The following is a 24,832-nucleotide window of genomic DNA, read 5'->3' as shown; positions in this document are numbered from 1 at the left end:
TCCGTTTGGGTCCCTTGAGGGCGGCTGGAGGGACTGAATCCTCGAGAGCGCCTCCAGGGACTGAACCTAGGGTCCCTGCAGGGACCGTCCCTCTCTTCAGTCCCTGCACATAACCGCAGGTCAGAGCGTTTCACCCATCTGCAGCAGGGACTGTAGGGACTCAACTCGCTAATTATGAGCTGAACTAGACATGTTGGTGCAGATGCGCACGCGCGTACGAAAAAAGCTCTACTCCAGCTCATAATTAGGAAGTTGAGTCCCTACAGTCCCTGATCTGGACCCCCAAAACGCTCTGACCTGCACAGATAGCAGGGACTGAAGCCCAGGGACCGAACAGTCCCTCAGGCCCTTTTCCGTCCCTCCGGCTCATTACGTCGTAATAAACCTGGCCTACCTAACGCGTCGTTCGCGTTTTTGATCACCTGCGTTAGTAAGGTGACCCCATGACTTCTCCAGCCTCCCCGAACGACCGCGAAAAGGTCGTCTCCAAGCTGCCGGGATGGCTCCGGCAGGACCTCAAGATCAGAGCCGCCCAGAAGGGCATCGAGATCCAGGCGGCCGTAGAACAGGGCATCCAGGACTGGTGCGGCCTCGCATCGGCGACAGCCGGGGTCGACACCTCCGGCGCCGACTCGTTCTCCACCTTCCTGCCGGAAGGTCAGTGGGACGAGTTCAAGCGGATCGCGGGTGACCGTCGAGTCTCTCTCATCCAGGGTCTGGCCCAGTCCGTGCAGTTGTGGCTGGACACTCATCCCGCACCGGACGTCGCGAGGCCGGCGATCACCCGCCGGATCGTCGTCTGCAACCAGAAGGGCGGAGTCGGCAAGACTGCCATCACGGCGGGCACCGGTGAGGCCCTCGCCGAGGACCCCAGCCGCCTCCACCCCGTCCGTATCGCCAAGCAGCTCGCGGCCGCCAGCGACGCACTGGACAGCCCGCTCGACACCGAGGACCTCCCCGGGCTCGGGCTGCGTGTCCTGCTCGTCGACTTCGACCCGCAGTGCCACCTCACCAACCAACTGGGTGGCACTCCCCTGCCGATGAACGGCGACAGTCTCACCAACCACATGGCAGGCGACCCCAAGGGCGACCTGCGGGACCTCATCGTCTCCGTCGACGACGAACACTTCACCGGCCGGCTGCACCTGCTGCCCGCGTGCAACGACGCCTTCCTCCTCGACGTACGCCTGTCGGCCGTCCGGGCGCGGGAAGCCGCCCTGGAGCGGGCCCTGGCCCCTCTGGAGGCGCACTACGACGTCATCCTCGTCGACTGCCCGCCCAGCCTCGGGCTCAGCATGGACGCCGCCGCCTACTACGGCAGGCGACGTGACGGTGAGAAGCCCGGCCAGTCCGGGGCGCTGATCGTCGTGCAGGCCGAGGACAGCTCTGCCGATGCCTACGAACTGCTCACCACCCAGATCGACGACCTGCGGGGCGACCTCCAGATCGACATCGACTACCTCGGGATCGTCGTCAACCTCTACGACTCCCGACGCGGCTACATCGCCACCTCCTCCCTGCAAGGGTGGGTCGACATAAAGGATCCGAAGGTCGTCGGGCTCATCGGAGACCTCAAGGAGCAGAAGGAGGCTGTGCGGGTGAAGCAGCCACTGCTGTCCTACGCCCCCAAGTCCCAGCAGGCGGTCGGTATGCGCGCCCTCGCACGGGAGATCTCATGAGCAAGGCCGATCAGCTGGGCACCGGCCGCTTCGGTGGAGCCAGCCGGGGCATCAGTGCGCGCCGGCAGGCCGTGGCCGCCGCGACGGGAGTACCGACCGAAGGGGTCGCCCCGCCCTCGGAACTGCCCACCGACCGGGTGAGCCTCAACCCCGACAACCCACGCTCCAGCCTCGGCGACCTCACCGATCTGGCGGGGAGCCTCAAAACGCACGGCCAGAAGCAGGCGATCACGGTCATGAACCGCGACGCCTATGTGAAGGCCAACCCCGCGCACGAGGCCACCCTGGAGGCGGACACGACCTATGTCGTCATCGACGGCAGCAGTCGGCTCGCCGCTGCCCGCGAGGCAGGCCTGGCCTCCGTCAAGGTGATGGTCAGCGACGAGCAGGGCGCCACCTCCGAAGAGCTCCTGGAGTCGGCGCTGGTCGCCAACATCCACCGCCAGGACCTTGAGGAGCTCGACGAAGCCCGCGCGCTGCAACGGCTGCTGGCGATCCACGGGAGCCAGACGGCTCTGGCGAAGCGGCTGCACCGTTCGCAGGGTTGGGTGTCGCAGAGGCTCGCTCTGCTCAATCTGACGCCCGAGCTTCAGCAGAGGGTCGGCCAGGAGCCCATCGACCTGCTGCGGGCTGTCGGCAACAAGCCGGCCGAACAGCAGGAAGAGGTACTGGAGGAGCTGAAGGCCGAGCGGGTCCGCAAGGAGGTCCTGAAGCAGGAGCGCAGGGCGCAGAAGCAGGACGACGGGGCCCAGGGCTATTACGGCGTAATAGAGGACGGTCCCCGCCCGGAGCAGACGGCGACTGTCGAAGTCCCCGTGGTCCCCGTGCAGGGTGCGGAGACGGTTCCGGAGCCTCGTGGCAACACCTCGGTGCGCAAAGCGACTGAAGAGGTCGAAGAGGCCGAGGCGGCTGAGGTCGATCTGCGGACGCCGCCGAAGCTTCCCTACGACGATGGTGCCTTCCTCGCGATGCACCTCATCCGGAAGATGAGCGACACCGAGTTCGACAAGATGCTGCGGATCCTCAACGAGCACCAGGAGCAGCGCGCCGACCTCGTGGAGAGCGACAGCCAGGCCGTCTGAACCGTCTGAACCGTCTGATGAGTCAGCCCCCTATTACGTCGTAATAGGGGGCTGAGCTATTACGACGTAATAGCTCAGGCTGCGAAGCCCACGTTGGTGACGTACTCGTACTGGCCCCACTGGGAGCCGAGATCGACGATCTGGTCGACCCAGGCGTCGTCGAGTGCCTGGATGTTGTCGTTGGCCCAGGCTTCGACGATGCGGTCCCAGTGCCGGATGTTGAGGGTGCGGAACTCCACCACACGCTGACGGGGGCGGGAGACCTGGGACTGGTTGAGCGGGTGGATCTCGACGCGGGTCCCGCGGCCTTCGCGGTTGAGGCGGGCCAGGAGATAGCGGGCCACGTTGTGGCGACGGACGGTGTGATACGCCGTCTCGATGCGTTCGAGGTTCTTCCTCGACGGGCTGCGCCTGCCGTCGAGCCACGCCTTGAGGGTGCGGTCGGTGACCGTGAGGCCTGCGGCGCGCGCGGCCGCCAGGGCGTGGTCGCTGCGGGTGAGGTAGTGCAGGCGGGCCAGCAGACCGCGCCGGGCTGTGACGGGGGTGGTGATGTAGCCGGCGAGGCCGTCGAGTCGGTGGGCGACTGCTTCGTACCCCTTGACGCCTCGGGCGCCGTACTTGCCGAACTCCTGGGTGCGATCCGGCATCCCGTCTCCTTCCTCGTCATTACGGGAGATCAGTATGAGGCAGGCCAGGGGAGAAGTTCCTCAGCCTGGGCGGTGGGGGAGGGGAGCGGGGTCGCGGCTGTTGTGCCGCGTGGTTATTACGTCGTAATAGCGACCGAAGCGACTCAGCCGTGGGGAGCCCGGTACCTGCCGCGGGCGCGCGAGGGCGGTCTCGCTGCACAGTCGCTTGAGTCGCTGTGGCCGAATAGGGCCTACGTGGGGAGCGACTGAGGAGCAGCTACCGACGACCCCTTCGGTAGCTTTGGGTCGCTGTTGGAAAAGGCCAGGTCAGGGCTTTCTGTTCGGCTGAACAGCGACTGAAGCGACCGAAGGTCCGGGTATATGGAGACATTCGCGTGTGCGCGTGTGCATGCGTGTGGGGCTCATATATAGGGAGCCAGAGTCGCTTCAGTCGCTGTTTGATCGCTTCTTCTTCGCTGACCTGCGGCTTCGTCGAGGTGACTGGGCAGCTACCGAAACCACCTGAGTCGCTGGCCCCTCAACTGGCTCGAATATCTGTTTCCCCAGGGGACGTTCCGGTCCCACCTCCTTAGCTATGCTGTGCCGGTCGCTCAGTCGCTTCGGTCGCTGGTGGGGGGTGCGAATGGCCTCTGAGCTGCACAACTCGCATAGCTACTCACGGTCGTCCGCTCCTGTGGCAGGCCCGTTGGCGACGGCCCGGTGGTGTGCCAGCCGGGGCTGGCCCGTCCATCCGCTGGCACCGGGACGCAAGACGCCTGCGGGCAACTGTGAGAGCTGCCGCCTGCCCGGGCACCATCACAAGGGCTGCGGCTGTCCGGCCGCCGGCCGCTGGTGTCATGGCTTCCATGCCGCCACGCTCGACTTCGCTCGCATCGAGCAGTGGTGGGGTGCGCATCCGGGCTTCGGTGTCGGGATCGCCTGTGGGCCCGCCAGTCTGCTGGTCGTCGACATTGATGCCCATGAGCGCGAACTCCCCGGACGGGACCGGCTGTTACCCGGGATCGGCATTTCTGAGGGGATCGACCTGACCGGGCTCGCGAACGGCTTCCACACGATCGGTCTGCTGGCAGCCCTGCGCGGCTACGACAGTCCCGCCGACGACGAGTCGACCCTGCGGGTGAGAACCCCCTCGGGCGGTCTGCACGTCTGGTACCGGGCGCACAGCGGGCGGCGCTGGCAGTGCTCCACCGGGTCCGGCGGCCGCGCGCTCGCCTGGCAGGTCGACGTACGGGCGCACGGCGGGTACATCGTCGCCCCCGGCACCGTGACCGACGCCGGGGTGTACGAAGCCGTGGGGGACACCCGCGAGCCCGCACCGCTGCCCGACTGGCTGGCGCGCGAGCTGGAGCGCACCGGACACCTGCCGCCCGCGTACGTGCCCGCGCCGAGACCGGTGCCCCCGCGGGCCCGGCAGGCCGTGCTGGCCGCGGGCGGCGGCCGTGGAGCCGTGAGCCGGGTACTGGGCGCGCTCCTCGAAGAGGTGGCCGCCTGTGCCGTCGTAGCCGAAGGAGCCGCGTTCTCCGAGAAGTTGAACCGTGCCGCGTACACCGCAGGAGGGCTCGTGGCCGGTGGGCAGCTCGACGCGACGGAGGCCGAGCGGGTTCTCAGCGAGGCCGCCGAGCATGCCCGGCCGGGCCAGGAGCGCCGCTACACGGCCATCATCCGCAGCGGTCTGAACGCCGGCCGGCTGCGCCCGCTGTCCCCAGGAGGACGCGCATGACGTCCCGCCAGGACGACACCCTCTTCGACGCCCAGGCCGTCGCCGCGCAGATCCTCGCCCAGCCGCCCGTGCCGCATGCCCGCCGTCCTGAGGAGGATGCCCCTGCGCAGGGAGAGGCCACGGCCGACGGACTGCTGCCCGACACCCTCAGCGACCGGGGCAACGCCAAACTGTTCGTCAAGCTCTACTCCAACGACTACCGGCACGTGCCCGGCCTCGGCTGGTTCCGCTGGGACAGCACCCGTTGGCAGATCGACGAGGACGACACCGTGATGTGGGCCGCCGGGGACCTCGCCGAATCCCTGGCGAGCAACGATCCGCGGGGCGTGTTCACTTCCGTGGCACTCCAGCAGCACCGCCGTCGGGCGCTCAGCACCAGCGGGATGAACGCGATGCTCGCGCAGGCCAGGTCCGCGCCCGGCATGGTGCTGAACGCGGCCCGTCTGGACGCCGATCCGTACGCGCTGTGCACCCCGGCCGGCATCGTCGATCTGCGCACCGGACTGCTCCGTACGCCCGACCCCGACAAGGACTTCCACTCCCGTTCCACCACCGCGGGCCCCCAGCCGATGCCCACCCCGCGCTGGGACCGGTTCCTCGTGGACACCTTCGGCGACGGGGCCGAGGGCGCGGAGATGATCGACTTCCTGCATCTGCTGCTCGGGTACTCCATCACCGGGGACGTCGGCGCGCAGGTCATGCCGTTCCTGTTCGGGTCCGGCAAGAACGGCAAGTCGGTGCTGCTGGACGTCCTGATGAAGCTGGTGGGGGACTACGCAGACGCGGCGCCGCCCGGCTTCCTGATGGCCCGGCCCTACGAGGGGCATCCCACCGACCTGGCCGAACTGCACGGTCGGCGGGTCATCGTGTGCAGCGAGGTCAAGCCGGGGGACCGCTTCGACGAGGCCCGGGTGAAGCTGCTGACGGGCGGCGACCGGATCAAGGCACGCCGCATGCGCCAGGACTTCTTCAGCTTCGAACCCACCCACAAGCTCTGGCTGCTGGGCAACCACCGGCCCGAAGTGGGCACCGGCGGCTTCGCGTTCTGGCGGCGTATGCGGCTGATCCCGTTCGAGCGGGTCGTCCCCGACGACCGGAAGATCGACAACCTGGCCGACATCCTCGTCACCGAGGAGGGTCCCGGAATCCTCAACTGGCTGATCCTGGGCGCCCGTCGCTACCTGGGCGGCGAGAAGGACCTCACCGGTCCCGAACGGGTACGGATCGCCACCACGGCGTATGCGGAGACCGAGGACCACACCGGGCGGTTCCTCTCCGAGTCCTGCCGGCTCGCACCGGCGCTGAGGGCGGAACAGGCACAGCTCTACGCGGTTTATAAGGCGTGGTGTCAGAATGAGGGGGCCCCGGCGATCTCGTCCCGGGCCTTCGCGGCACGGGTCCGAGAGGTGGTGGGACTGGCGTCGCCCAAGGAGATGATCCTGTCCAACCAGCGCAAGTACTACCCGGGCATCGGACTGGTCGCCGACGAGGAGACAGCATGAGCGCCCTCATTGCTGAGGACGAGCTCGTTCATGAGGACGACTTCGTCTGGCTCGAGGACATCGACACGCTCGACTACGTACGCCAGAGCCTGGACCGGCTGCCGACGCGCCGCGGCAAGCCCGCCTACCACCGCGACGGACGCATGGTCGGCTATGCGCTGCTGGGTTCTGGCGCCAAGCCGTCCCGTTCCTCGGGTACTTTCCGCCGCCGGGTGTTCTGGCTGCTTCCGCACGACCGTGACACCGACCCCGAAGGTCTCTACGCGACCGGTGCTCCCGCCGAGGCGGTGGATCCGCGCACGCTGGCACCCGGCAGCAAGGGGTGCAAGACCGAGCGGTCGGAGGGCGGTCCGCCGTCCTCGGCGATGCGCGAACTGGGGATCACGCTGCCGCTGTGAGCGGCAGCGTGGGGGAGAGGGCGCCGCACAGCGGAGAAGTAGGACTGTCGGTGGCATCAATAGCGTTGCAAAGAACCGTCCACCCGGTATATTTTTTCGACATCCGTACGAATGAGCGAGCTGGGCAACTCAACTCCTGTGGGGAGACAGGGAGTTGTTCCGGACGGGGAAGCCGCTGAACCTTCGTGCGCCCCGTTCGCTCCAGCCTCCTCGCTCATGTGCTGATCCATGATGGGGGAGGTCAGGGATGGTGCGTGGCATACAGGCACAAGTGGTGATCTCCGGCGGAGGGCCCGTGGGCATGCTCCTCGCCTGCGAGCTGGCCGGGCAGGGGGTGCGCACCGTGGTCGTGGAGTCGCGGACCGAGGTCTGTCGGCGGCCCAAGGCGACCACGCTGCACGCCCGTACGGTGCAGTGTCTCGTCCGGCGCGGTCATCTCGACGGACTGGTGACCGCCGGGGAGAGCGACAGCACGGCATGGACGAGCAGCGCGTTCCACTTCGCGGGCATCCCGGGACTGGCCATCTCGGCCCCGGCCGCGGAGCCGGAGCCGATCCTGAAGTGCTCGCAGGACGAGCTGGAACGTCACTTCGAGCAGCGCGCGCGGGCCGCCGGCGCGCGGATCCTGCGCGGACACCGGGTGATCGGGGTGCGGCAGGGGCCCAGCGGAGTGACCGTCATGGCGCAGGGGCCACGCGGCCGGGTGAACTGCACGGGCGCGTATCTGGTGGGTGCCGACGGGGCGCGCAGCCTGGTGCGGGAGCAGGCCGGCTTCGCCTCACGGACGTATCCGGCGACCATCTCGGCGATGGCGGGCGACGTCCGCTTCGACGAGGGCGAGAGGCTGGAGGAGGGATGGCATCGCACACCGCGCGGCTGGATCGTCGTGAAGAACGTGGCGGGCGGTGTGGCCCGGCTGCGGACCCTCAACTGTGAGGGCGCGCACCGGGAACGTCATCTGCCGCTCACGCTGGAGGAGTTGGGCCGCGAGGTCTCCTGGATCGCCGGGTGGGACATCGCGATGCGGGATCCCAGGTGGCTGAGCAGGTTCAGCGACTTCTCCCGGGTGGCCGGGGCCTATCGCAAGGGGCGGATCTTCCTGGCGGGGGATGCGGCACATGTGCACTTCCCGATCGGCGGCCAGGGCCTGAGCACCGGACTGCTGGACGCCGTGAACCTCGGCTGGAAGCTCGCGTTCACCGTGCGCGGCATCGCGGGGGCGGGACTGCTGGACACCTACGACCAGGAGCGGCGCCCCGCGGCGCAGCGGGTCATCGACAACACCCGGGCGCAGCTCGCCCTGATGCGGCCCGGCCCTGAACTCGACCCGCTGCGGGCTCTGTTCGGGGAACTGATGGCCAGGGGAGGGGAGAGCGGTGTGCTGGCGTCCATGGTCAGCGCCCAGGACACCGTGCTGCCGACGCGTGGCGTGGACTCCCCACCATGGGAAGGAAGGTTTCTTCCCAACGTAGACCTGGTGACCCGGCAGGGTCACACCGATGTGATCGGCCTGCTGGGTGAGGGGCGGCCGCTGCTGCTGCTCTTCGGTGAGCAGGGCAGCGGCGGCTATGAGGAGCAGGCCCGTGGGTGGGCCGGCCTGTTGAGGGTGGTGCGTGCCGAGCCGGTACCCCAACTCTCCTGTGGCGCACTGCTGGTGCGGCCCGACGGGTACATCGCCTGGGCGTCGGGGAGCGATGGGCCTGCTGCGGCTCTGACGGCGTACTTCGGTCGGAGGGTGCGGGTGGAGAGCCGCGGTGTTCTCGCCGGAGCGGTCAGCTGAGGTGCGTCGGCTGATGTTCGGCGTGCAGCGCCTTCAACTCGGTGTGGACCGCGGTCCCCCGGCCCTCGGTGAGGTCCACGGAGGCGAGGACGGAGGGTACGACCACGCTGGGCAGCACATGCCTGAGAAAGGCGTTCACCCGCTGCGGGAGGTCCTGGTGGTCGGAGACGGCCTGGGACATGGCCTGCACACCGGCGAAGCAGCCCACCATGACATCGGCGGTCTCGGACGCCACGACATGCGGGAGCAGCTCGCCCTGGGCCTGCCCCTTCTCCAGGAGCTCGTTGCAGATCTCCGCCCAGCGCAGGAACGGTCCGCTTCTGTCGAGCCCCGCCGCCTGCTGGTCGAGTGAGAGCCGGACCCCTGCCCGGACCATGGGATCGGTCTGGAGGCGGAAGGAGTGCAGCATCACGGTGTCCACGAACTGCTGGATCTTGCAGGCGCGATCAGGGATGGGAAGCAGTTGGTCCTGCTCGTGGAGCACCCCTTCCGCCAGGTGTTCCTTCGAGGGGAAGTGGAAGTAGAGAGCTCCCTTGGTCACCCCCGCGGCGCTGAGGATCTCGCTGATCGTCGCGGCCTGGTAACCGCGTTCTTCGAAGACTTTGGCAGCCGCCGTGAGGATCGTCCGCCGCGTACGGATCGCCCTGTCCTGTTTCACCACTTTCGGCCTCCTCTGTTCGGTGAGCCCGGAGACCCAATAAAAAACCGCCCAGTTTGTATCTTACAGTCGGTTGGCGCTCGCGCACTCCTTCCAGCCGTACGAGATTCAATAAATTGCGGAAAACCACCGCACCGGAGAAGCGGAGAGCCGTGAGTGGATCATGGTGTGTCGAGGGTGCGGCGCCTCATCGGACGGGGGAGGGCTTGCGGTGATCCTGGTGACGGGAAGCACGGGGACGGTGGGTCGGCTTTTGGTTGGGCGGCTTCCGGCCGAACTGCCTGTTCGCCTCATGGCCAGGGACCCGTCGAAGATCACGGGGGCGGCCGCGACGGCCCAGAAGGCCGCCGGGGACTACTCGGATCCGCAGTCGTTGGCCATGGCACTGGAAGGAGTGCGGACGGCGTTCCTTGTCACCACGCGCGTCGCCGGCGACGAGGACGCGGCGTTCGTCCGCGCCGCTCGAATGGCCGGAGTGCGACGGGTGGTGAAGCTCTCCGCGGCAGCCGTCCTCGACGAACGGGCCGACGATCTCATCACGCGGTGGCAGCGCGCCAGCGAGGAACTACTGCGTGCCTCCGGCCTGGAGTGGACGCTGCTGCGTCCTCGTGCGTTCATGTCCAACTGCCTTTCCTGGGCGCAGTCCGTCCGTTCCGTCCGCACCGTCCGTGCCCTGTACGGGACATCGGGCAATGCCTGCGTGGATCCGCGGGACATCGCCGAGGCCGCCGTACGCGTGCTGACGGAGGAGGGGCATGCCCAACGCGCCTACTCTCTGACCGGGCCTGAGGCCCTTACCGCGGTCGGGCAGACGCAGGAACTCGGTCGGCTGCTCGGTGTGCCGCTGCGTTTCGAGGAGCTGACTCCGCACGAGGCCCGCGCCGCGCTGATGAGGCGCTATCCGGCGTGTGTGGCCGAGGCGCTGCTACAGAGTGCGGAACGCCAGCGATCGGGTGCCAAGGCCGGGGTGGACGACACGGTCCGCATGCTGACCGGCCGCCCGGCGGGCACGTTCCGTGCGTGGGCCGAGGACCATCTCCGGGAGTTCGCACCTGCGGCGCCTCACCCAGCAGCCGCGCACCGGACCCGGTGATCCTCCGGCAGACGTGGAACCGGCCTCCCCCAGACGCCGCAGATCTTCTGGGGGAGGCCGGTGCTGAGGTGCGGGTCACGCGGGTGTCGGGGCCATGGTCACGGTGGACCTGAACACGGTCTCGTCGTACTGCCGTCCGGTCACGAGCACGCTCCCGCCGCCGTCCGCGTGTGTCCCGGCAACACGGCACACCTCGATGACACAGGGCGCGTCCAGCTCGACGTACCGCTGGAACTCGCTGGTGATGGCGATCGGCAGGGAATGCCCCAGGGCCTCCACCGCGGCCTGGCGGGCGGCTTCGAGGAGCACCATGCCGGGCACGTGGTCGACGGGGTGATCGAAGAGGACGGGGTGGCGGGTGTCCAGCCTGAGCTGCCAGCGGTTCGGCTCTCCGATGGGGGACAGCACCACATCCATGGGGGAGACACGGCCGACGTCCTGAGGTGCTGTCGGGGCGGTGAGCGGGAGCTGCCGCTGGAGCTTCTCACGGCGGTCGCCGCGCAGTCGTTCGTAGACCTTGCCCGAAGCACAGGAGAAGGTCGCGCCTCCCGTTGCCGCGATCTGATCGTCGAGGCGGATCACCACGTCGTAGTGGAAGCCCGCCAGCTCGTTGCGGCGGTACTTGATGTCCTTGCAGAAGATCTCCAGGCTGACCGAGCTCGGAGTGCTGGCGACGCGGAGGTTCGCCGGGTCCACGGTGACCGCCAGGTCCCACATGAGGAACTGGTGGTCGAGGGGGACGCTGAACTCCGCGTGCGCCAGGAGGATGCCGGCCTGTCGGATCGTCTCCGCCACGATCAGCGGGTCGTGGCAGCCGTCCACGGCGGTGAAGAAGCTGTGGGCACGAGGCCACTGCGCGTCGATGGTGAAGTGATCGTCGCTTACACGCATCCAGTCGGTCAGCATGACCTCGGCGATGCTCGCCCGGTGCACCAGTTCCTTGGGAACGGTGGTGGTCAGGGACGGGAAGAGCAGGGCACCGTTCTTCGTGTCGCTGTCCTTGAGTGCCGCGCCCGGTATCGCGCGGTACATGCGGAACGTGCTCGCAGACATAGTCCCCCCTGGCCGCTTTGACTTGAATGTGAGTGGTGGATCCCTCAGGAGAGCGAAGATACATACCATCCGGTTTAATTTCCAGAAGGAATGCCACCCTCCAGCCACCGATAAATGGAACGATGCGTTCCTAAATGTGTAGATGATCATTCGGTGACCTCGGGTTCGACTCCGCCCCCGCAGGTCGTCCGCAGTCACTTATGCATGTGGCACCTGCTGCTGTCCGGTGCACATGGGATGTGGCCCGCCCCCCTACCTCAAGCGAGGTCAAAGCCGTCCTTGAGTGGCTTCCCCGACCGTGTCTCCAGGCCCGACATAAAGGGGGATCGGACGCATGGGGACGGCAGAAGCCCTGATCAGGGTGGAGCGAGGGCGGCCAGACGAGGCAGAACTGGCTGCCGTGGTCGCGGTACTGCTCGCCCTGAAGGCGGGCACGGAAGAGGCGTCCGAGGAACCGTCGGCGGCCGAAAACCGCTGGTGGCGGGAGCCGGACAGCTATGCGGCGCCCGAGAGCTGGCGCTGATGGAGAGGCGTGTCTTCTCAGTTCCTTCACTCCTCAACCAGATACCGCACGTGCGGTTTGTTATGATGGCTTCACGGACCCGGGGCGGGACCTCCTCGGCCTTGTCCCAGGAAGGCACCTGACATGGCTATGACGAGTCGGGCTTCGACAGAACCGGGGCCCGCCGATATCCGCGGGCGCGTGGCGGAGCTGGACAGCATCCGCGAACTGGCGCTGGCCGGCCCCGGTCGGCAGGCGACCGAGGCGCAGCACGCCAAGGGCAAGCTGACCGCCCGGGAGCGCATCGAGCTGCTCCTCGACCCGGGTTCCTTCCAGGAGGTCGAGCAACTGCGCCGGCACCGGGCAAGCGGTTTCGGGCTGGAGGTGAAGAAGCCCTACACGGACGGTGTGATCACCGGCTGGGGCACGGTCGATGGACGTACCGTCTTCGTGTACGCGCACGACTTCCGGATCTTCGGCGGCGCGCTGGGCGAGGCCCACGCCACCAAGATCCACAAGATCATGGACATGGCCATCGCTACCGGGGCTCCGCTGGTGTCGCTGAACGACGGTGCGGGCGCCCGTATCCAGGAGGGCGTCTCGGCGCTCGCCGGGTACGGCGGCATCTTCCAGCGCAACACCAAGGCGTCCGGGGTGATCCCGCAGATCTCGGTGATGCTGGGTCCGTGCGCGGGCGGTGCGGCCTACAGTCCGGCGCTGACGGACTTCGTGTTCATGGTCCGTGAGACCTCGCAGATGTTCATCACCGGCCCGGACGTCGTCAAGGCCGTGACGGGCGAGGAGATCACGCAGAACGGGCTGGGCGGCGCGGACGTGCACGCCGAGACCTCGGGCGTGTGCCATTTCGCGTACGACGACGAGGAGACCTGCATCGCCGAGGTGCGCTTCCTGCTGTCGTTGCTGCCGCAGAACAACCGGGAGGCCCCGCCGAGGGTGCGCGGCGCCGACTACATCGACCGGCGCTCGGACGCGCTCCTGGACCTGGTGCCGGCCGACGGCAACCGGCCCTACGACATGGCCAAGGTCATCGAGGAGGTCGTCGACGACGGCGAGTACCTGGAGGTCCACGAGGGCTGGGCGCGGAACATCATCTGCGCGCTGGCCCGGCTCGACGGACAGACGGTCGGGTTCGTCGCCAACCAGCCCCAGACCCTGGCCGGCGTCCTGGACATCGAGGCCAGCGAGAAGGCCGCACGGTTCGTGCAGATGTGCGATGCCTTCAATATTCCGATCATGACCTTCCTGGACGTCCCCGGCTTCCTCCCGGGTGTCGACCAGGAGCACGGCGGGATCATCCGGCACGGCGCGAAGCTGCTGTACGCCTACTGCAACGCGACCGTGCCACGGGTCTCGCTGGTGCTGCGCAAGGCCTACGGCGGCGCGTACATCGTCATGGACTCCCAGTCCATCGGCGCCGACCTGACCTACGCGTGGCCGACGAACGAGATCGCCGTGATGGGCGCCGAGGGCGCCGCCAACGTCATCTTCCGTCGGCAGATAGCCGAGGCCGAGGACCCCGAGGCCATGCGGCAGAAGATGGTCAAGGAGTACAAGGCCGAGCTCATGCACCCGTACTACGCGGCCGAGCGCGGCCTGGTGGACGACGTGATCGACCCGGCCCGCACCCGCGAGGTCCTCATCCGCTCCCTGGCCATGCTCCGCAGGAAGCATGCCGACCTGCCGTCGCGCAAGCACGGCAACCCCCCGCAGTAGCAGTACGTTCCGAGGGACTTGGGATGTCGGTGCGGTGCCGGCCTTCGACGTCCCTGTTCTCAGGAGACAGCACATGGTCAAACAGGAGCGAGCGGCCCGCACCCGGCAGGCACTGATCCAGGCCGCGGCCGAGGTGTTCGCCGAGGAGGGCTTCGTCACCGCGTCGTTGAGCACCATCAGCAAGCGGGCCGGTGTCAGCAACGGTGCGCTGCACTTCCACTTCGCCAACAAGGGCATGCTCGCCGACGCGGTGGAGGCGGAGGCCGCCAAGGCCGTCGGCCGGATCACCGAGGCGGCACGGGCCTGGCAGGGCGACTCGTTGCAGGCGGTGGTGGACGCCACCCACGAGTTGATGCGCAGCCTCGCCCACGACACCGTGGTCCGCGGCGGCTTCGAACTCGCGGGCGACAGCACACGGCGGGGGGAGTCCTCTCTGCGCACGCAGTGGCAGCACTGGGTCGAGGACAGCCTGCGCCGGGCCGAGCGCAACGGCGCTCTGGCGGAAGGGGTGTCCTGGGCGGACAGTGCTCGCGTCATCGTCGCCGCGACCGCGGGCTTCGAGGTCCTCGGCGGCGATGACAACTCCTGGCTGTCGCGGCAGAACGTCACCCGCTTCTGGGAGGTGCTCCTGCCGCGGCTCGCCGGCCGGCAGGACCTGGACCGGCTGGTGAGCTCCGGCTCGCGGCCGTCGGCTGCCGTCTCCTCGACGGAGCGCCCCTCGGGCTGACCTCGAATCTGAACAGACCGTAAGGTCTGTTTACTGATCGATCCCCGTCTCCATCGCCCGGTTGTTCCCTGGAGGATGACTCCAGGACACCTTGATTCCCGCTAGAGATCTCCAATAGATGCTGTTCAGAGGCCTGTAGACCCTACGTGTCCGCTAAGAAAATACAGGATATGCGGTTTGGTATTGACAGACCGCTCGTGCTGTTTTTACTCTTGCCATGGCGCCGGACTGACAACTGTTGACGGCCGCGGACCGACCGGAGCACTCGGGCACAAGACAGGGGAGATCGCGTGGACATCGAGGTACTCGGCGCATTGGCCGTACAGGAGAACGGAATCTCCATCACGCCGACGGCTCCCAAGCCGCGGCAGGTGCTGGCACTGCTGGCCCTGCACGCCGACCGGGTGGTGCCCGTCTCCGCACTCATCGAGGAGCTGTGGGGCACCACGCCGCCGCGCAGCGCCCGCACCACCCTTCAGACGTACGTCCTCCAGCTGCGTGAACTCATCGCCGTGGCCGTGGAGAAGGACGAGCAGGACGCTGGCGAGGGGGAGAGCAGGCGGCGTACCGCCAAGGACGTGCTGGTGACGATGCCCAGCGGCTACCTGCTGGCCAGCGGCGGCGGCGAGAGCGATGTGCGTATGTTCGAGCGCCTCGCGGGTGTGGGCTACCGGGCCATGGACGCGGGTGACTTCCCCGGTGCCGCACGGCAGTTGAGGGAAGCGCTGATGCTGTGGTCGGGGACCGCCTTCGCGGACGTCCAGGCCGGGGCGCAGCTGGACATGGAGATCAAGCGTCTTGAGGAGAGCCGGCTGTGCGCGCTCGACCAGCGCATAGAGGCCGATCTGCGGCTGGGGCGCCACCGCGAGCTGCTGTCCGAGCTGACCGTTCTGGTGAATCGTTACCGCACCCATGAGAGTCTGCACGGCCAGTTCATGCTCGCGCTGTACCGGTCCGGGCGGCGGGGAGAGGCCCTGGAGGTCTACCAGCGGCTGCGCGCCACGCTCGTCCGGGACCTCGGTCTGGAGCCGTCGGCGGGGCTGCGGCGCCTGCAGCGCTCCATCCTCACGGCCAACCCCGAGACCGTGACGGCGGCACCCAAGACCGCCAAGGAGCGCCTCGTTCCCACGAGCTGAGTGTGACCGCCCCCCTTTCCCAGGGCTTCCGCGCAGCCGGTCCGTCCGGTTCGCCGACGCCTTGGGAAGCGGCATGTGCGGGCCCGGACCGTGCGGCGCGATGCGTGGAGCCGCTGATGCCGCTGGGCATGTTCCGCAACGGGACGGTGTTCCTCACCGTCCGCCGGCCAGTCGCCGCCGCCGTCATCCGTGGCCGGCTCCGGCCCGCAGCGGTCTGCCTTCCTCGTGGTGCCCTCTCCCCCGCATGCCTGCGGCCCGATGCCGGGGGAGGGGCGACATCGGGCCGATACGGCCGGTCCGTCAAACGGTGCCGTGCATTCCGCAATTCGGTTTCACTGCAACAGAATTCAATGGAACTCAATGGAAAAGGTAACCCGACGGGGTGTTCTGTGATAGTGCGGCGGGCTTTTTCCAGCCGTCGTTCACATGCCCTTGAGTGGATCAATTTCCGGACTGCGGCCTTCAGTTGAAACGCTCTCAAGCCCTGGTTGAGGAAAGTCGGGTGTGGCGCGAATCCGGCTAGTGTGCTGACGGTGACGGAATTCAGCCACGAGAGGAACTCGACGAGGTACGGAGGAAAGCAGTGAAGATTCAAGTTCTGGGTCCGTTGAGTGCCGAGGTCAACGGGGGGTCGATTGTCCCGACGGCCGGTAAGCCGCGGCAGATTCTTTCCCTGCTCGCTCTCTACCCCGGACGGGTCATGCCTGTCCCCATGCTCATGGAAGAAATCTGGGGAACGGAACCGCCGCAGAGCGCGCTCACCACTCTGCAGACCTACATCCTGCAACTGCGCCGGCGCCTGGGCACCGCGATGGGACCCGACGCCCCCGGCGCGGCCAAGGAGGTGCTCGCCACCCGGCACGGAGGCTATCTGCTGCAGATATCCCCCGAGAGCGTCGACGTCCACGAGTACGAACGCATGGTCACCGAAGGACGGTCGGCGTTCGAGTCCGGGGACGACGAGACATCGGCCAACTGTTTCCGCAAGGCGCTGGAACTGTGGCGCGGACCCGCACTGGTCGACGTACGGGTCGGGCCGATCCTCGGCATCGAGGTCATGCGCCTGGAGGAGAGCCGGCTGGGCACCGTCGAGAGGCGCATCGACGCCGACCTTCGGCTGGGCAGGCACTCCGAACTCATCGCGGAACTCGCCGAACTGACGGCGCGCTACCCGCAGCACGAGGGGCTGCACTCGCAGGCCATGGTGGCGCTGTACCGGTCGGGGCGGCAGGCATCGGCCCTGTCGGTCTATCGCAAGCTGCGCATCAGGCTCATCGAGGAGCTGGGCGTCGAGCCCTCACCGCAGGTGCAGCGGCTGCACCAGGCGATGCTCGCCGTCGACCCGCAGCTGGACGTGTCCGCCGGTATCCGGCGCAGCTCGACCTTCGATCTCTACGCCGCCTGAGGCCGGCCGGAGCGGGGGCTCGAGTCGTACTCAGAGGTCGTTTTCCACCACTGCCTCCTCCCGGAACCGTGCCTGACCCCGCGGTCCCGGTGGTACTGGAAGAAGGGCTCCGCCGGGGGGACGGCGGGCCGTCGGATCGGCCCCGGCCAGGTGGAACGCGGCCCCGGGGCGGAGTGGGGAGTGCAGTGCAGGGGGCCGGACCGGCCGGGGGAACAGCGTCGGCCCGGCGTCCGCCAGACCGTCCGCGGACGCGGTCGCTGCAACGTCGTACGACGGACGGACCGCCGCGAGAGCTCCCCGCGCGGGAAGTCCTCTCCATGATCGCATCGTTCGGCGGTGTGCCCGAGTCGGCGAAAGCCGTCCTCTGCCCGCTCTCAAGCGGTCTTTGAGGTAGTCCGGCGATTCTCGAACCCCGCCCCGTGTGTCCAGGGGCGGCGGGCGAGGAGGATGCCATGTCGGACGGACCGTCGGTGCGCCTGCACTGTTTCGCGCACTCCGAGGGGGGCCTCTCGATCTTCGATCACTGGGCCGCGAACACCGGCCCCGGTGTCGACGTGCTCCCGGTCGCCCTGCCGGGCGGCGAACGGCGGCGCTCCGCACCCCGGGTGACCACCCATGAGGCGCTGCTCGCCGATGTGCTGCCCCTGTTCGCCGACCCGCACCCCGACCCGTACATCCTGTACGGGCACGGTCTCGGCGCGATGGTCGCCTTCACCGTGACGCGCGCCCTGCACGAGGCCGGGCTGCCCGGCCCCGCACTTCTCGCCGTCGGCGCCTGCCCGCCACCCGACACTCCCTCCGAACTGCCCGACGCCCGCGGGGCTTCGGACGCCGAACTCCTGCATGTCCTGGGCGGCAAGGGCGCCGTGCCCGCGCAGAGCGACGAAGGGATCTGGCTGCGGGCCATGCTGCCGGTGCTCCGCGCCGACCTGGAACTCGCCCAGTCCCTGGAGGAAGCGGCTCGCAAACCCTCGTCCGCGGGACCGCTCACCACCCCCGTACTCGTGGTCGCCTCGCGGGAGAACCCGCTGGCACCGCCCACGATCGCCGACGGCTGGCGGCAGTGGACCCAAGGACCCACCTGGCTGCGTACCGTCCCCGGCCACCACTTCTTCGGACGGGGCCGTGAACTGCCCAGGCTCCTGGGCCGGGCCGGCCGCGTCACCGGCCGCCTCGCCCGGCAGAGCGTGCCCGTCGGCTGAACCCGTACCGCCGCCAACCCGGTGCAGGCACACGACTGCCTCCGCGCCCCTGGATCCTTGTGCGACGCGGCAGTCGACGGCTGACGGGACCAGCGCTTTTCGATCTGCTTTCCGCTCGTTCTTCAGCGGTTTTCATCCGGCCGTCTGAATTCTGTTCGCGTACCCGTCGGCGCAATGTAGGAGAGGTGTTCAGATGTCTGTTGAGGTCGCCGAGAAGACGACGCACAAGGTGCATGTGTCCGCACCCGCCGGTGTGGTCTACGCACTCTTCGCCGACGCGGTGAACTGGCCGCTCTATTTCTCCCCGAGCGTTCATGTGGAACGCCTGGAGTTCGACGGGGAACGGGAGCGGCTGCGCACATGGTGTTTCATGGACGGCCAGCTGAAGTCATGGACCTCGTGGCGGCACCTGGACCCGGTGAACCGCCGGGTGGAGTTCCGGCAGGAACTCCCCGCGTCGCCGTTGAGCTCGCTGGGCGGCATCGTCAACGTACGCCCCGAAGGACCTGACAGCAGCGAACTCGAGCTGCTCTACGACTTCAGTGTCGTCGACGACCTGCCCGCCGACCTGGCGTGGGCGGAGCGGGCCGCCGACGGGCACAGCCGCAGCCAGCTCGCCGGCCTGAAGGCGGTCGCCGAGCGCTGGGAGCGCCTGGACGAACTGGTCCTGACCTTCGAGGAGTCGGTACACGTCAACGGTCCGGCCGAACTGGTCTACGACTTCCTGTACCGGGCCGGTGACTGGCCGGACATGGTCCCGCACGTCACCCGGGTCGACCTCACCGAGGACGAGCCCGGAGTGCAGCGCATGAGCATGGAGACGCTGACCGAGTACGGCACGCACACCACCGACTCGGTACGGATCTGCTTCCCGCACGCGGAGCGCATCATCCACAAGCAGACCACGCCCCCCGCCCTGCTCCAGGCACACACCGGCGAATGGTCCGTCGTCCCCGAGGAGCGGGGCGTGACCGTCATCGCCCAGCACACCGTCGTCCTGCGTGAGGAGAACATCGCCGCCGAACTCGGCGAGCAGGCGAGCCTGGAACACGCCCGCCGGCATGTGCGCGAGGCGATCGGCCGCAACAGCCGGGTGCTGCTCGCCCATGCCAAGCAGCATGCGGAGACCGCCGTCCGCATGCTGTGACGGCGGCACCGGACGGGGCGGACGGGAGTCCTTGGACGTGCCGCTCATGGATGGGCCCTGGCGGGCTTGGGCACCGCTGCACACCCGCTTGGGAAAACGGACGGGGAGCGGCCGCCGCCGTTAGCGTGCTGAATCGGAGTGCGGTGGATTTCTGCTGACCAGGAGGCGTCATGGGAGCGAGGCAGCGCGGCAGCGCCCCCGGATGTCCCATGCCCCGCCACCGGCGTCGCAGCCACTTCTTCCGGCCTGGTTCCATCGGGCACGCGCGCGGGCCGTCCGCCCCGCCGGCCGTCCGTTCTCGGGCGCTCTCCTGTCTTCGCCACGGCCCTGTACGGCGCCACCGGACGCGAACCGTCCAGGACGCCTCCAGGGCCGGACTCGGCACATCGCCCACCGGCACGGCGGCACGGTCCCCGCAGGGGCCGGGCGTCGCAGCTCAGCCAGCGCCTACAGAGGAGAGGAGGGAGGGGACCGCGCCGGTCGCAGCGGACCGCACGTCCCCGGACACGCATGACTCTTTCCCGTTCCTCCCACGCGGCGGTCTCCGTGGTCGTCGACCCCGGGCCCCCTCCCCACACGGCCCCGTGGGACCTTCAGTTGCGCGGTCCCCTCGACCCCGCCGTGCTGGAAGACGTCCTGGGCGAACTCGCCTGCGGTGACCCGGGCCGGGCGGGATGGCAGCATCGGCTGCTGCGGCACGGCCCCGACCACCACACGCTCCGTTTCATCCAGCGCGACGGCGCGATCGCGGCGTCCGTGGTGGGCCGTATCGCCGACCTCCTCACCGAGCCGGCCGTCACCGACCGTCCGCTCGTCCCCGCCCAGTGCGCGGTCCTCACCCGACCCGCACGCCACCGCTACGAGGCGGTGTTCATCGAGTCGGCCGTTCCGCTGGACGCCGGTGTGGTGCGGGAGGCGCTGCACACCGTCGTGGCCGCCCACCCTCAACTGCGCTCCCGCCTCGACACATTGGGCGGCCGCCTGACCGGACAGGCCACGGCCGCGGACGGCCAGGACCCGTTGGCGCAGGGCGAGTTCACCGACGAGGCCGACTTCGCCGCGGCCGTCGCCTCGATCAGCGACACACTCGACGCGGGTAACGGCGTCCAGCTGCGGGCCCTGCTCGCCCGGGACTGCCGTACCGCGGGACCGCGCGCCGACCGGCTCGCCGTGATCGTCCATCAACTCGCCGTGGACGCCGCGTCCTGGCGGATCCTGATCGACGACCTGACCACCGCCCTCGGCGCGGCCGCGGCAGGGAACCCCGTACGGCCGCGGCGCGTGCCCGACCCGCTGACCGACTGGGTCGGCGAACTGCGGGACCTGGCCCACGACCCCGACGAGGTCCGCCACTGGGCCCTCGTCGCCGACCGCAGGGCCCGCACCCTCGGTGCCCGCAGCTCCGCTGCGGTGACCCGGTCCGGAGACGCGAGCGACACCGCCCCGGCGCCGGCGTGGGACAGCGGGCCGGGACACGAACGGCACATCGACCTCACCGTGGACGAGGACCTGACCGAGCGCCTCACCCAGGGTCTGGCGCGACGGCTCGCGCTGACCGCCGGGCAGGTCCTGACCGGCGCGTTCGCCCTGGCCCTCGCCCGCTGGCAGCGTGTCGACGAGGTCGGCTTCGATGTGCGCAGCGACCCCAGGGCGGGCCATCGGGGCCTGCGGCGCCATGTGGGCCGGCTCACCGATGTGCACCCGGTCCATCTCACCCTCGACCCGGGCCTCGACCCCCTCGGTCAACTGGCGGCGGTGGCAGGCCCGTTGGCGGCCGCCGCCGGACAGGCCGCGGGCGGCGCCGGATTCGGGGCCTGCCGGGAGTGGAACCCCGACCCGCTGCTGCGCGACGCCCTGCGCGAACTGGCGCCCGCCCCGGCCTGTCTGATCCTGCACGGCCCGGACGAACTGCTGCCCGGCTCCGCCCAGCCCGTGCCCGGCAGCGCGCCGAGCCGGCCCGCGCACCGTCTCGAAGCCCGAGTACAGGTTGTCGGCGGCAGGCTGCGCCTCGGCCTGGACTGGGTGCCCGACCCGGCCGAAGGCATCACCGACACCTCCGTGGCCGCTCTCGCCGACCTGCTGCGCGAGATCCTCGGGGAGCTGGCGGAGGCGGCCAACGCCCCGATCCCGTCCGTCTTCCGGGCCACCCCCCAGCAGTCGGCGCTGTACCGGGGGAGCGACGCACAGCCCGGCACCGGCCGGCACGTCGAGCAGCTCGTGTGGGTCTGGCACGGTCCTTTGGACGTCGAACGCTTCACCGCGGCATGGCAGTCGGTCTTCGACTGCGAGACGGTGCTGCGCACCGCGTTCACCGGCGGCCCCGAACCACAGCTCATGGTGCACAGCCGGGTCTCTCCCGAGATCACCGTCCGGGTCCGGCGCGGTGACGACGGCGAACTGTCCGCCCTGCTGGAGCGCGACCGGCTGCGCGGCTTCGACCTGCGCTGCCCCGGACCGCTGCGCCTGACCCTGCTGGGGTCGGAGGGCAGCCCGCTCGAGGGCGCCGCCTCGCCCACCCGGATCGTGCTCACCTACCACCGGGCCCTGCTCGACACCTGGAGCGCGCACATCCTGCTGCGCGAGTTCCACCGGGCCTACCTCGCGGGCGGCTCCCTGCCCGGCGGCGAGCGCCGGCCCGACCTGCGTGACTACACCGCCTGGATCGCGGCCCAGGACCTGGAGCCCGTACGGGGGTTCTGGGCGCGTTCCGTACTGCCCGCCGACGCGGCGTCACGGCCGGCCCGGCCCGGCGGAGCCACCGGGCTGACCGGAGTGGGCCGCTCGCGGCTGCGCCTGGACTCTGCAGAAACCATCCGTCTCGCACGCTGGGCAGGCATGTGGGGCATCGCGGAGAGCAGCGTGCTCCAGGCCGTCTGGGCCATGCTGATCCACCGTGCCTCCGGTGCCGCCGGCCCGGCCCCGGTCTGTTTCGCGGTCACCGCCCCGGGACGCGGCATCCCGCTCGACGGCGTGGCCCGGATGCTGGGCCCGCTGCGCAACTCACTGCCCATGTCCGTCGAGGTGGACCCGGCGGGCACCCTGCCCCACCTGATGCGGCAACTGCGCGACCACACCCTGGACATGGCCGCCTACGAATGGGTGCCCGCCGACTGGATCAGGCCCCCGGGCCGACGCGGCACGGGCACCGACCCCGCCGCCACCGTCATCGTCTTCGAGGACCCGCCGCACCCGGTGGAAGGACTGGAGGGCGAACTCGCCGCGCAGGGCATCCGTGCCGAGTTCTCCGGCGCCGTACCCGCCCGCTCGGTGCTGCCCATCGGGCTGCTCGCCCACCACGACAGTGCGGGCGGCCTGGTCCTGACGGGGGTGTACGACCGTGATGTGCTCGGCGACGAAGCGGCTGCCGAACTGCTGATGCAAAGTGCCCTGCTGCTGCGCGAACTCCCCCTGTGGGCGGGCGAGTCCACCACCGTCGCGGACGCCGTGAAGCTGCTGGAGGGCAGGGCCGTACCGAGCATGGCCGAGGTCTCCGGGGCGGACGGCGACCCGCTGCTCACCCTGCGCGCGGCGGACCAGGAGCAGGCGGGCACCATCTGCCTGGTCCCGCCGCCGGGCGCCCCCGCGACCTGCTACGACCTGCTGGCCCACACCTACGCTGGCCCCCAGGAACTGCTCGTGCTCACCGGCGACGCCGACCGCGCCCGGCCCGCGCTGGCCGCACACGGCACCGGCCGGTCGCTGCTCCTCGGCGGCTTCTCCGGCGCCGGCGCCCTCGCCTGCGACCTCGCCCGGCGGATCGGCGCGGACGGCGGCCGTCCGCCCCGAGTGGTGCTCGCCGGCGCGTACGCGGACGAGGAGGACCGGGCCCGCGATCTCGCCCGGGCCATCGAGGAGGCCACCGCGGCGGACACCTGAGGCCGACGCCCCGCGAGCGGATCCGGGCGGCCACGGCGTCGGCGTACCACGTGCGAAGCGGCCGCACCGCCGTCGGGGCGGTCCTCTCCGCCGAGGTTCCGCCGCTCTTCGAGTGCTCCTCGTTCGAGGTCGTCCATCTTGGGCTGTGTCACGGGTGACCTCGCCCGGTCTCTGACGCCCTTCGTGCTTTGGGCCGCAACCATCAGGAGAGCCATGTCCCGTCGTCTGTTCACCTCGGAATCCGTGACCGAGGGTCACCCCGACAAGATCGCCGATCGGATCAGTGACACCATCCTCGATGCGCTGCTGAGCCAGGACCCCGCCTCGCGCGTCGCGGTGGAGACCCTGATCACCACCGGTCAGGTGCACATCGCAGGCGAGGTCACCACCACGGCCTACGCCCCCATCGCCCAACTCGTGCGCGACGCCATCCTCGACATCGGCTACGACTCCTCGGCCAAGGGCTTCGACGGCGCCTCCTGCGGTGTCTCGGTGTCCATCGGCGCGCAGTCCCCCGACATCGCCCAGGGCGTCGACACCGCCTACGAGAAGCGGGTCGAAGGCGACGAGGACGAGCTCGACAAGCAGGGCGCCGGCGACCAGGGCCTCATGTTCGGGTACGCCACGGACGAGACGCCCAACCTGATGCCGCTGCCCATCGAGCTGGCCCACCGGCTCTCCCGCCGGCTGACCCAGGTCCGCAAGGACGGCACCGTCCCCTACCTGCGGCCCGACGGCAAGACGCAGGTCACCATCGAGTACGACGGCGACAAGGCCGTCCGCCTCGACACCGTCGTGGTCTCCTCGCAGCACGCCTCCGACATCGACCTGGAGTCCCTGCTGACCCCCGACATCCGCGTGGAGGTCGTCGAGCACGTGCTGGCGCAGCTCGCCGCCGACGGCATCAAGCTGGAGACCGAGGGCTACCGCCTCCTGGTCAACCCGACCGGGCGCTTCGAGATCGGCGGCCCGATGGGTGATGCGGGTCTGACCGGCCGGAAGATCATCATCGACACGTACGGCGGCATGGCCCGCCACGGCGGCGGCGCGTTCTCCGGCAAGGACCCGTCCAAGGTGGACCGTTCGGCGGCGTACGCGATGCGCTGGGTCGCCAAGAACGTCGTCGCGGCCGGTCTCGCGTCCCGCTGCGAGGTGCAGGTGGCGTACGCGATCGGCAAGGCCGAGCCGGTGGGCCTGTTCGTCGAGACCTTCGGCACCCACACCGTCGAGGTGGAGAAGATCCAGCAGGCCATCGGCGAGGTCTTCGACCTGCGTCCGGCCGCGATCATCCGCGACCTGGAACTGCTGCGCCCGATCTACGCCCAGACCGCCGCGTACGGCCACTTCGGCCGTGAGCTGCCCGACTTCACGTGGGAGCGCACCGACCGCGCCCAGCAGCTCAAGGCGGCCGCGGGCATCTGAGCCCGAGACCTGGACGGCCGGGCCCGACGGTCGCGGCCGACGCCGTGCGACACCGGCGATCAGCGACCG

General features: G+C 69.3%; 19 protein-coding genes. 16 read left to right on the top strand and 3 right to left on the bottom strand.

Annotated elements, in window-relative coordinates:
- Positions 1-443: 443 nt before the first annotated feature.
- Positions 444-1,679 carry a ParA family protein gene (locus tag HLK59_RS16030; protein ID WP_171142098.1) on the top strand — a complete coding sequence of 412 codons (1,236 nt, stop codon included), beginning with the start codon at positions 444-446 and terminating at the stop codon, positions 1,677-1,679.
- A complete protein-coding gene (locus HLK59_RS16025; protein ID WP_171142097.1) occupies positions 1,676-2,761 on the top strand; it encodes a ParB/RepB/Spo0J family partition protein in 1,086 nt (361 codons plus the stop codon). Before HLK59_RS16030 ends, HLK59_RS16025 begins: the two co-directional genes overlap by 4 nt.
- A gap of 74 nt (positions 2,762-2,835) precedes the next feature.
- Here HLK59_RS16025 and HLK59_RS16020 read toward each other — a convergent pair whose 3' ends face one another.
- Positions 2,836-3,408, bottom strand: coding sequence for a transcriptional regulator (locus tag HLK59_RS16020; protein ID WP_171142096.1), 573 nt, complete (start codon positions 3,406-3,408; stop codon positions 2,836-2,838).
- A gap of 673 nt (positions 3,409-4,081) precedes the next feature.
- On the opposite strand from HLK59_RS16020, the gene HLK59_RS16015 reads away from it, so the two are divergent.
- The 4 genes from HLK59_RS16015 (at position 4,082) to HLK59_RS16000 (ending at position 8,808) form a co-directional block, all read left to right on the top strand.
- Complete coding sequence (locus HLK59_RS16015) at positions 4,082-5,128, top strand: bifunctional DNA primase/polymerase (RefSeq protein ID WP_346779738.1); 1,047 nt, start codon at positions 4,082-4,084, stop codon at positions 5,126-5,128.
- Entirely contained in the window at positions 5,125-6,630 is a 1,506-nt protein-coding gene (locus tag HLK59_RS16010; RefSeq protein WP_171142094.1) for a phage/plasmid primase, P4 family, read from the top strand. The genes HLK59_RS16015 and HLK59_RS16010 overlap by 4 nt, the downstream gene beginning before the upstream one ends.
- Positions 6,627-7,028 (top strand): DUF6009 family protein, encoded by a 402-nt coding sequence (locus HLK59_RS16005; protein ID WP_171142093.1) that lies wholly within the window; start codon positions 6,627-6,629, stop codon positions 7,026-7,028. The genes HLK59_RS16010 and HLK59_RS16005 overlap by 4 nt, the downstream gene beginning before the upstream one ends.
- A gap of 247 nt (positions 7,029-7,275) precedes the next feature.
- A complete protein-coding gene (locus HLK59_RS16000; protein ID WP_171142092.1) occupies positions 7,276-8,808 on the top strand; it encodes an FAD-dependent monooxygenase in 1,533 nt (510 codons plus the stop codon).
- On the opposite strand, the gene HLK59_RS15995 is transcribed toward HLK59_RS16000, so the two are convergent.
- Positions 8,801-9,469 (bottom strand): ScbR family autoregulator-binding transcription factor, encoded by a 669-nt coding sequence (locus HLK59_RS15995; RefSeq protein ID WP_171142091.1) that lies wholly within the window; start codon positions 9,467-9,469, stop codon positions 8,801-8,803. The two genes, HLK59_RS16000 and HLK59_RS15995, sit on opposite strands and share 8 nt — an antisense overlap.
- 208 nt (positions 9,470-9,677) lie before the next feature.
- Between HLK59_RS15995 and HLK59_RS15990 the strand changes: the two genes are divergently transcribed.
- The gene (locus tag HLK59_RS15990; RefSeq protein WP_171142090.1) at positions 9,678-10,559 is read left to right on the top strand and encodes an NAD(P)H-binding protein; all 882 of its coding nucleotides are present in this window, start codon (positions 9,678-9,680) and stop codon (positions 10,557-10,559) included.
- A 75-nt stretch (positions 10,560-10,634) separates the two neighbouring features.
- On the opposite strand, the gene HLK59_RS15985 is transcribed toward HLK59_RS15990, so the two are convergent.
- Entirely contained in the window at positions 10,635-11,612 is a 978-nt protein-coding gene (locus HLK59_RS15985) for a ScbA/BarX family gamma-butyrolactone biosynthesis protein (RefSeq protein WP_171142089.1), read from the bottom strand.
- A 334-nt stretch (positions 11,613-11,946) separates the two neighbouring features.
- Here HLK59_RS15985 and HLK59_RS15980 point away from each other — a divergent pair, with 334 nt between their 5' ends.
- The 9 genes from HLK59_RS15980 to metK all read left to right on the top strand — a co-directional run bounded on the left by HLK59_RS15980 (position 11,947) and on the right by metK (position 24,763).
- Positions 11,947-12,135: an acyl-CoA carboxylase epsilon subunit gene (locus HLK59_RS15980; RefSeq protein WP_206327180.1), complete on the top strand. Its 189-nt coding sequence runs from the start codon at positions 11,947-11,949 to the stop codon at positions 12,133-12,135.
- 129 nt (positions 12,136-12,264) lie between these two features.
- Positions 12,265-13,848, top strand: a complete 1,584-nt coding sequence (locus HLK59_RS15975) for an acyl-CoA carboxylase subunit beta (RefSeq protein ID WP_171142107.1) — start codon at positions 12,265-12,267, stop codon at positions 13,846-13,848.
- A gap of 73 nt (positions 13,849-13,921) precedes the next feature.
- Entirely contained in the window at positions 13,922-14,575 is a 654-nt protein-coding gene (locus tag HLK59_RS15970) for a ScbR family autoregulator-binding transcription factor (protein ID WP_171142088.1), read from the top strand.
- Positions 14,576-14,865: 290 nt separating this feature from the next.
- Complete coding sequence (locus tag HLK59_RS15965; RefSeq protein ID WP_171142087.1) at positions 14,866-15,711, top strand: AfsR/SARP family transcriptional regulator; 846 nt, start codon at positions 14,866-14,868, stop codon at positions 15,709-15,711.
- A 583-nt stretch (positions 15,712-16,294) separates the two neighbouring features.
- Entirely contained in the window at positions 16,295-17,116 is an 822-nt protein-coding gene (locus HLK59_RS15960) for an AfsR/SARP family transcriptional regulator (RefSeq protein WP_171142086.1), read from the top strand.
- Positions 17,117-17,568: 452 nt separating this feature from the next.
- Entirely contained in the window at positions 17,569-18,318 is a 750-nt protein-coding gene (locus HLK59_RS15955) for a thioesterase (RefSeq protein WP_171142085.1), read from the top strand.
- A 193-nt stretch (positions 18,319-18,511) separates the two neighbouring features.
- Positions 18,512-19,465, top strand: coding sequence for an aromatase/cyclase (locus HLK59_RS15950; RefSeq protein ID WP_171142084.1), 954 nt, complete (start codon positions 18,512-18,514; stop codon positions 19,463-19,465).
- Between the two features lie 510 nt (positions 19,466-19,975).
- Positions 19,976-23,341 carry a condensation domain-containing protein gene (locus HLK59_RS15945; RefSeq protein ID WP_171142083.1) on the top strand — a complete coding sequence of 1,122 codons (3,366 nt, stop codon included), beginning with the start codon at positions 19,976-19,978 and terminating at the stop codon, positions 23,339-23,341.
- 213 nt (positions 23,342-23,554) lie between these two features.
- Positions 23,555-24,763, top strand: a complete 1,209-nt coding sequence (metK, locus tag HLK59_RS15940; RefSeq protein WP_171142082.1) for a methionine adenosyltransferase — start codon at positions 23,555-23,557, stop codon at positions 24,761-24,763.
- Positions 24,764-24,832 lie beyond the last annotated feature (69 nt).

This window comes from Streptomyces sp. S3(2020), from assembly GCF_013044505.1.
In the GTDB taxonomy this organism is placed as follows: domain Bacteria; phylum Actinomycetota; class Actinomycetes; order Streptomycetales; family Streptomycetaceae; genus Streptomyces.
Note: the sequence above shows the minus strand (reverse complement) of the source record. Positions and strands in the feature narration are given on the sequence as shown.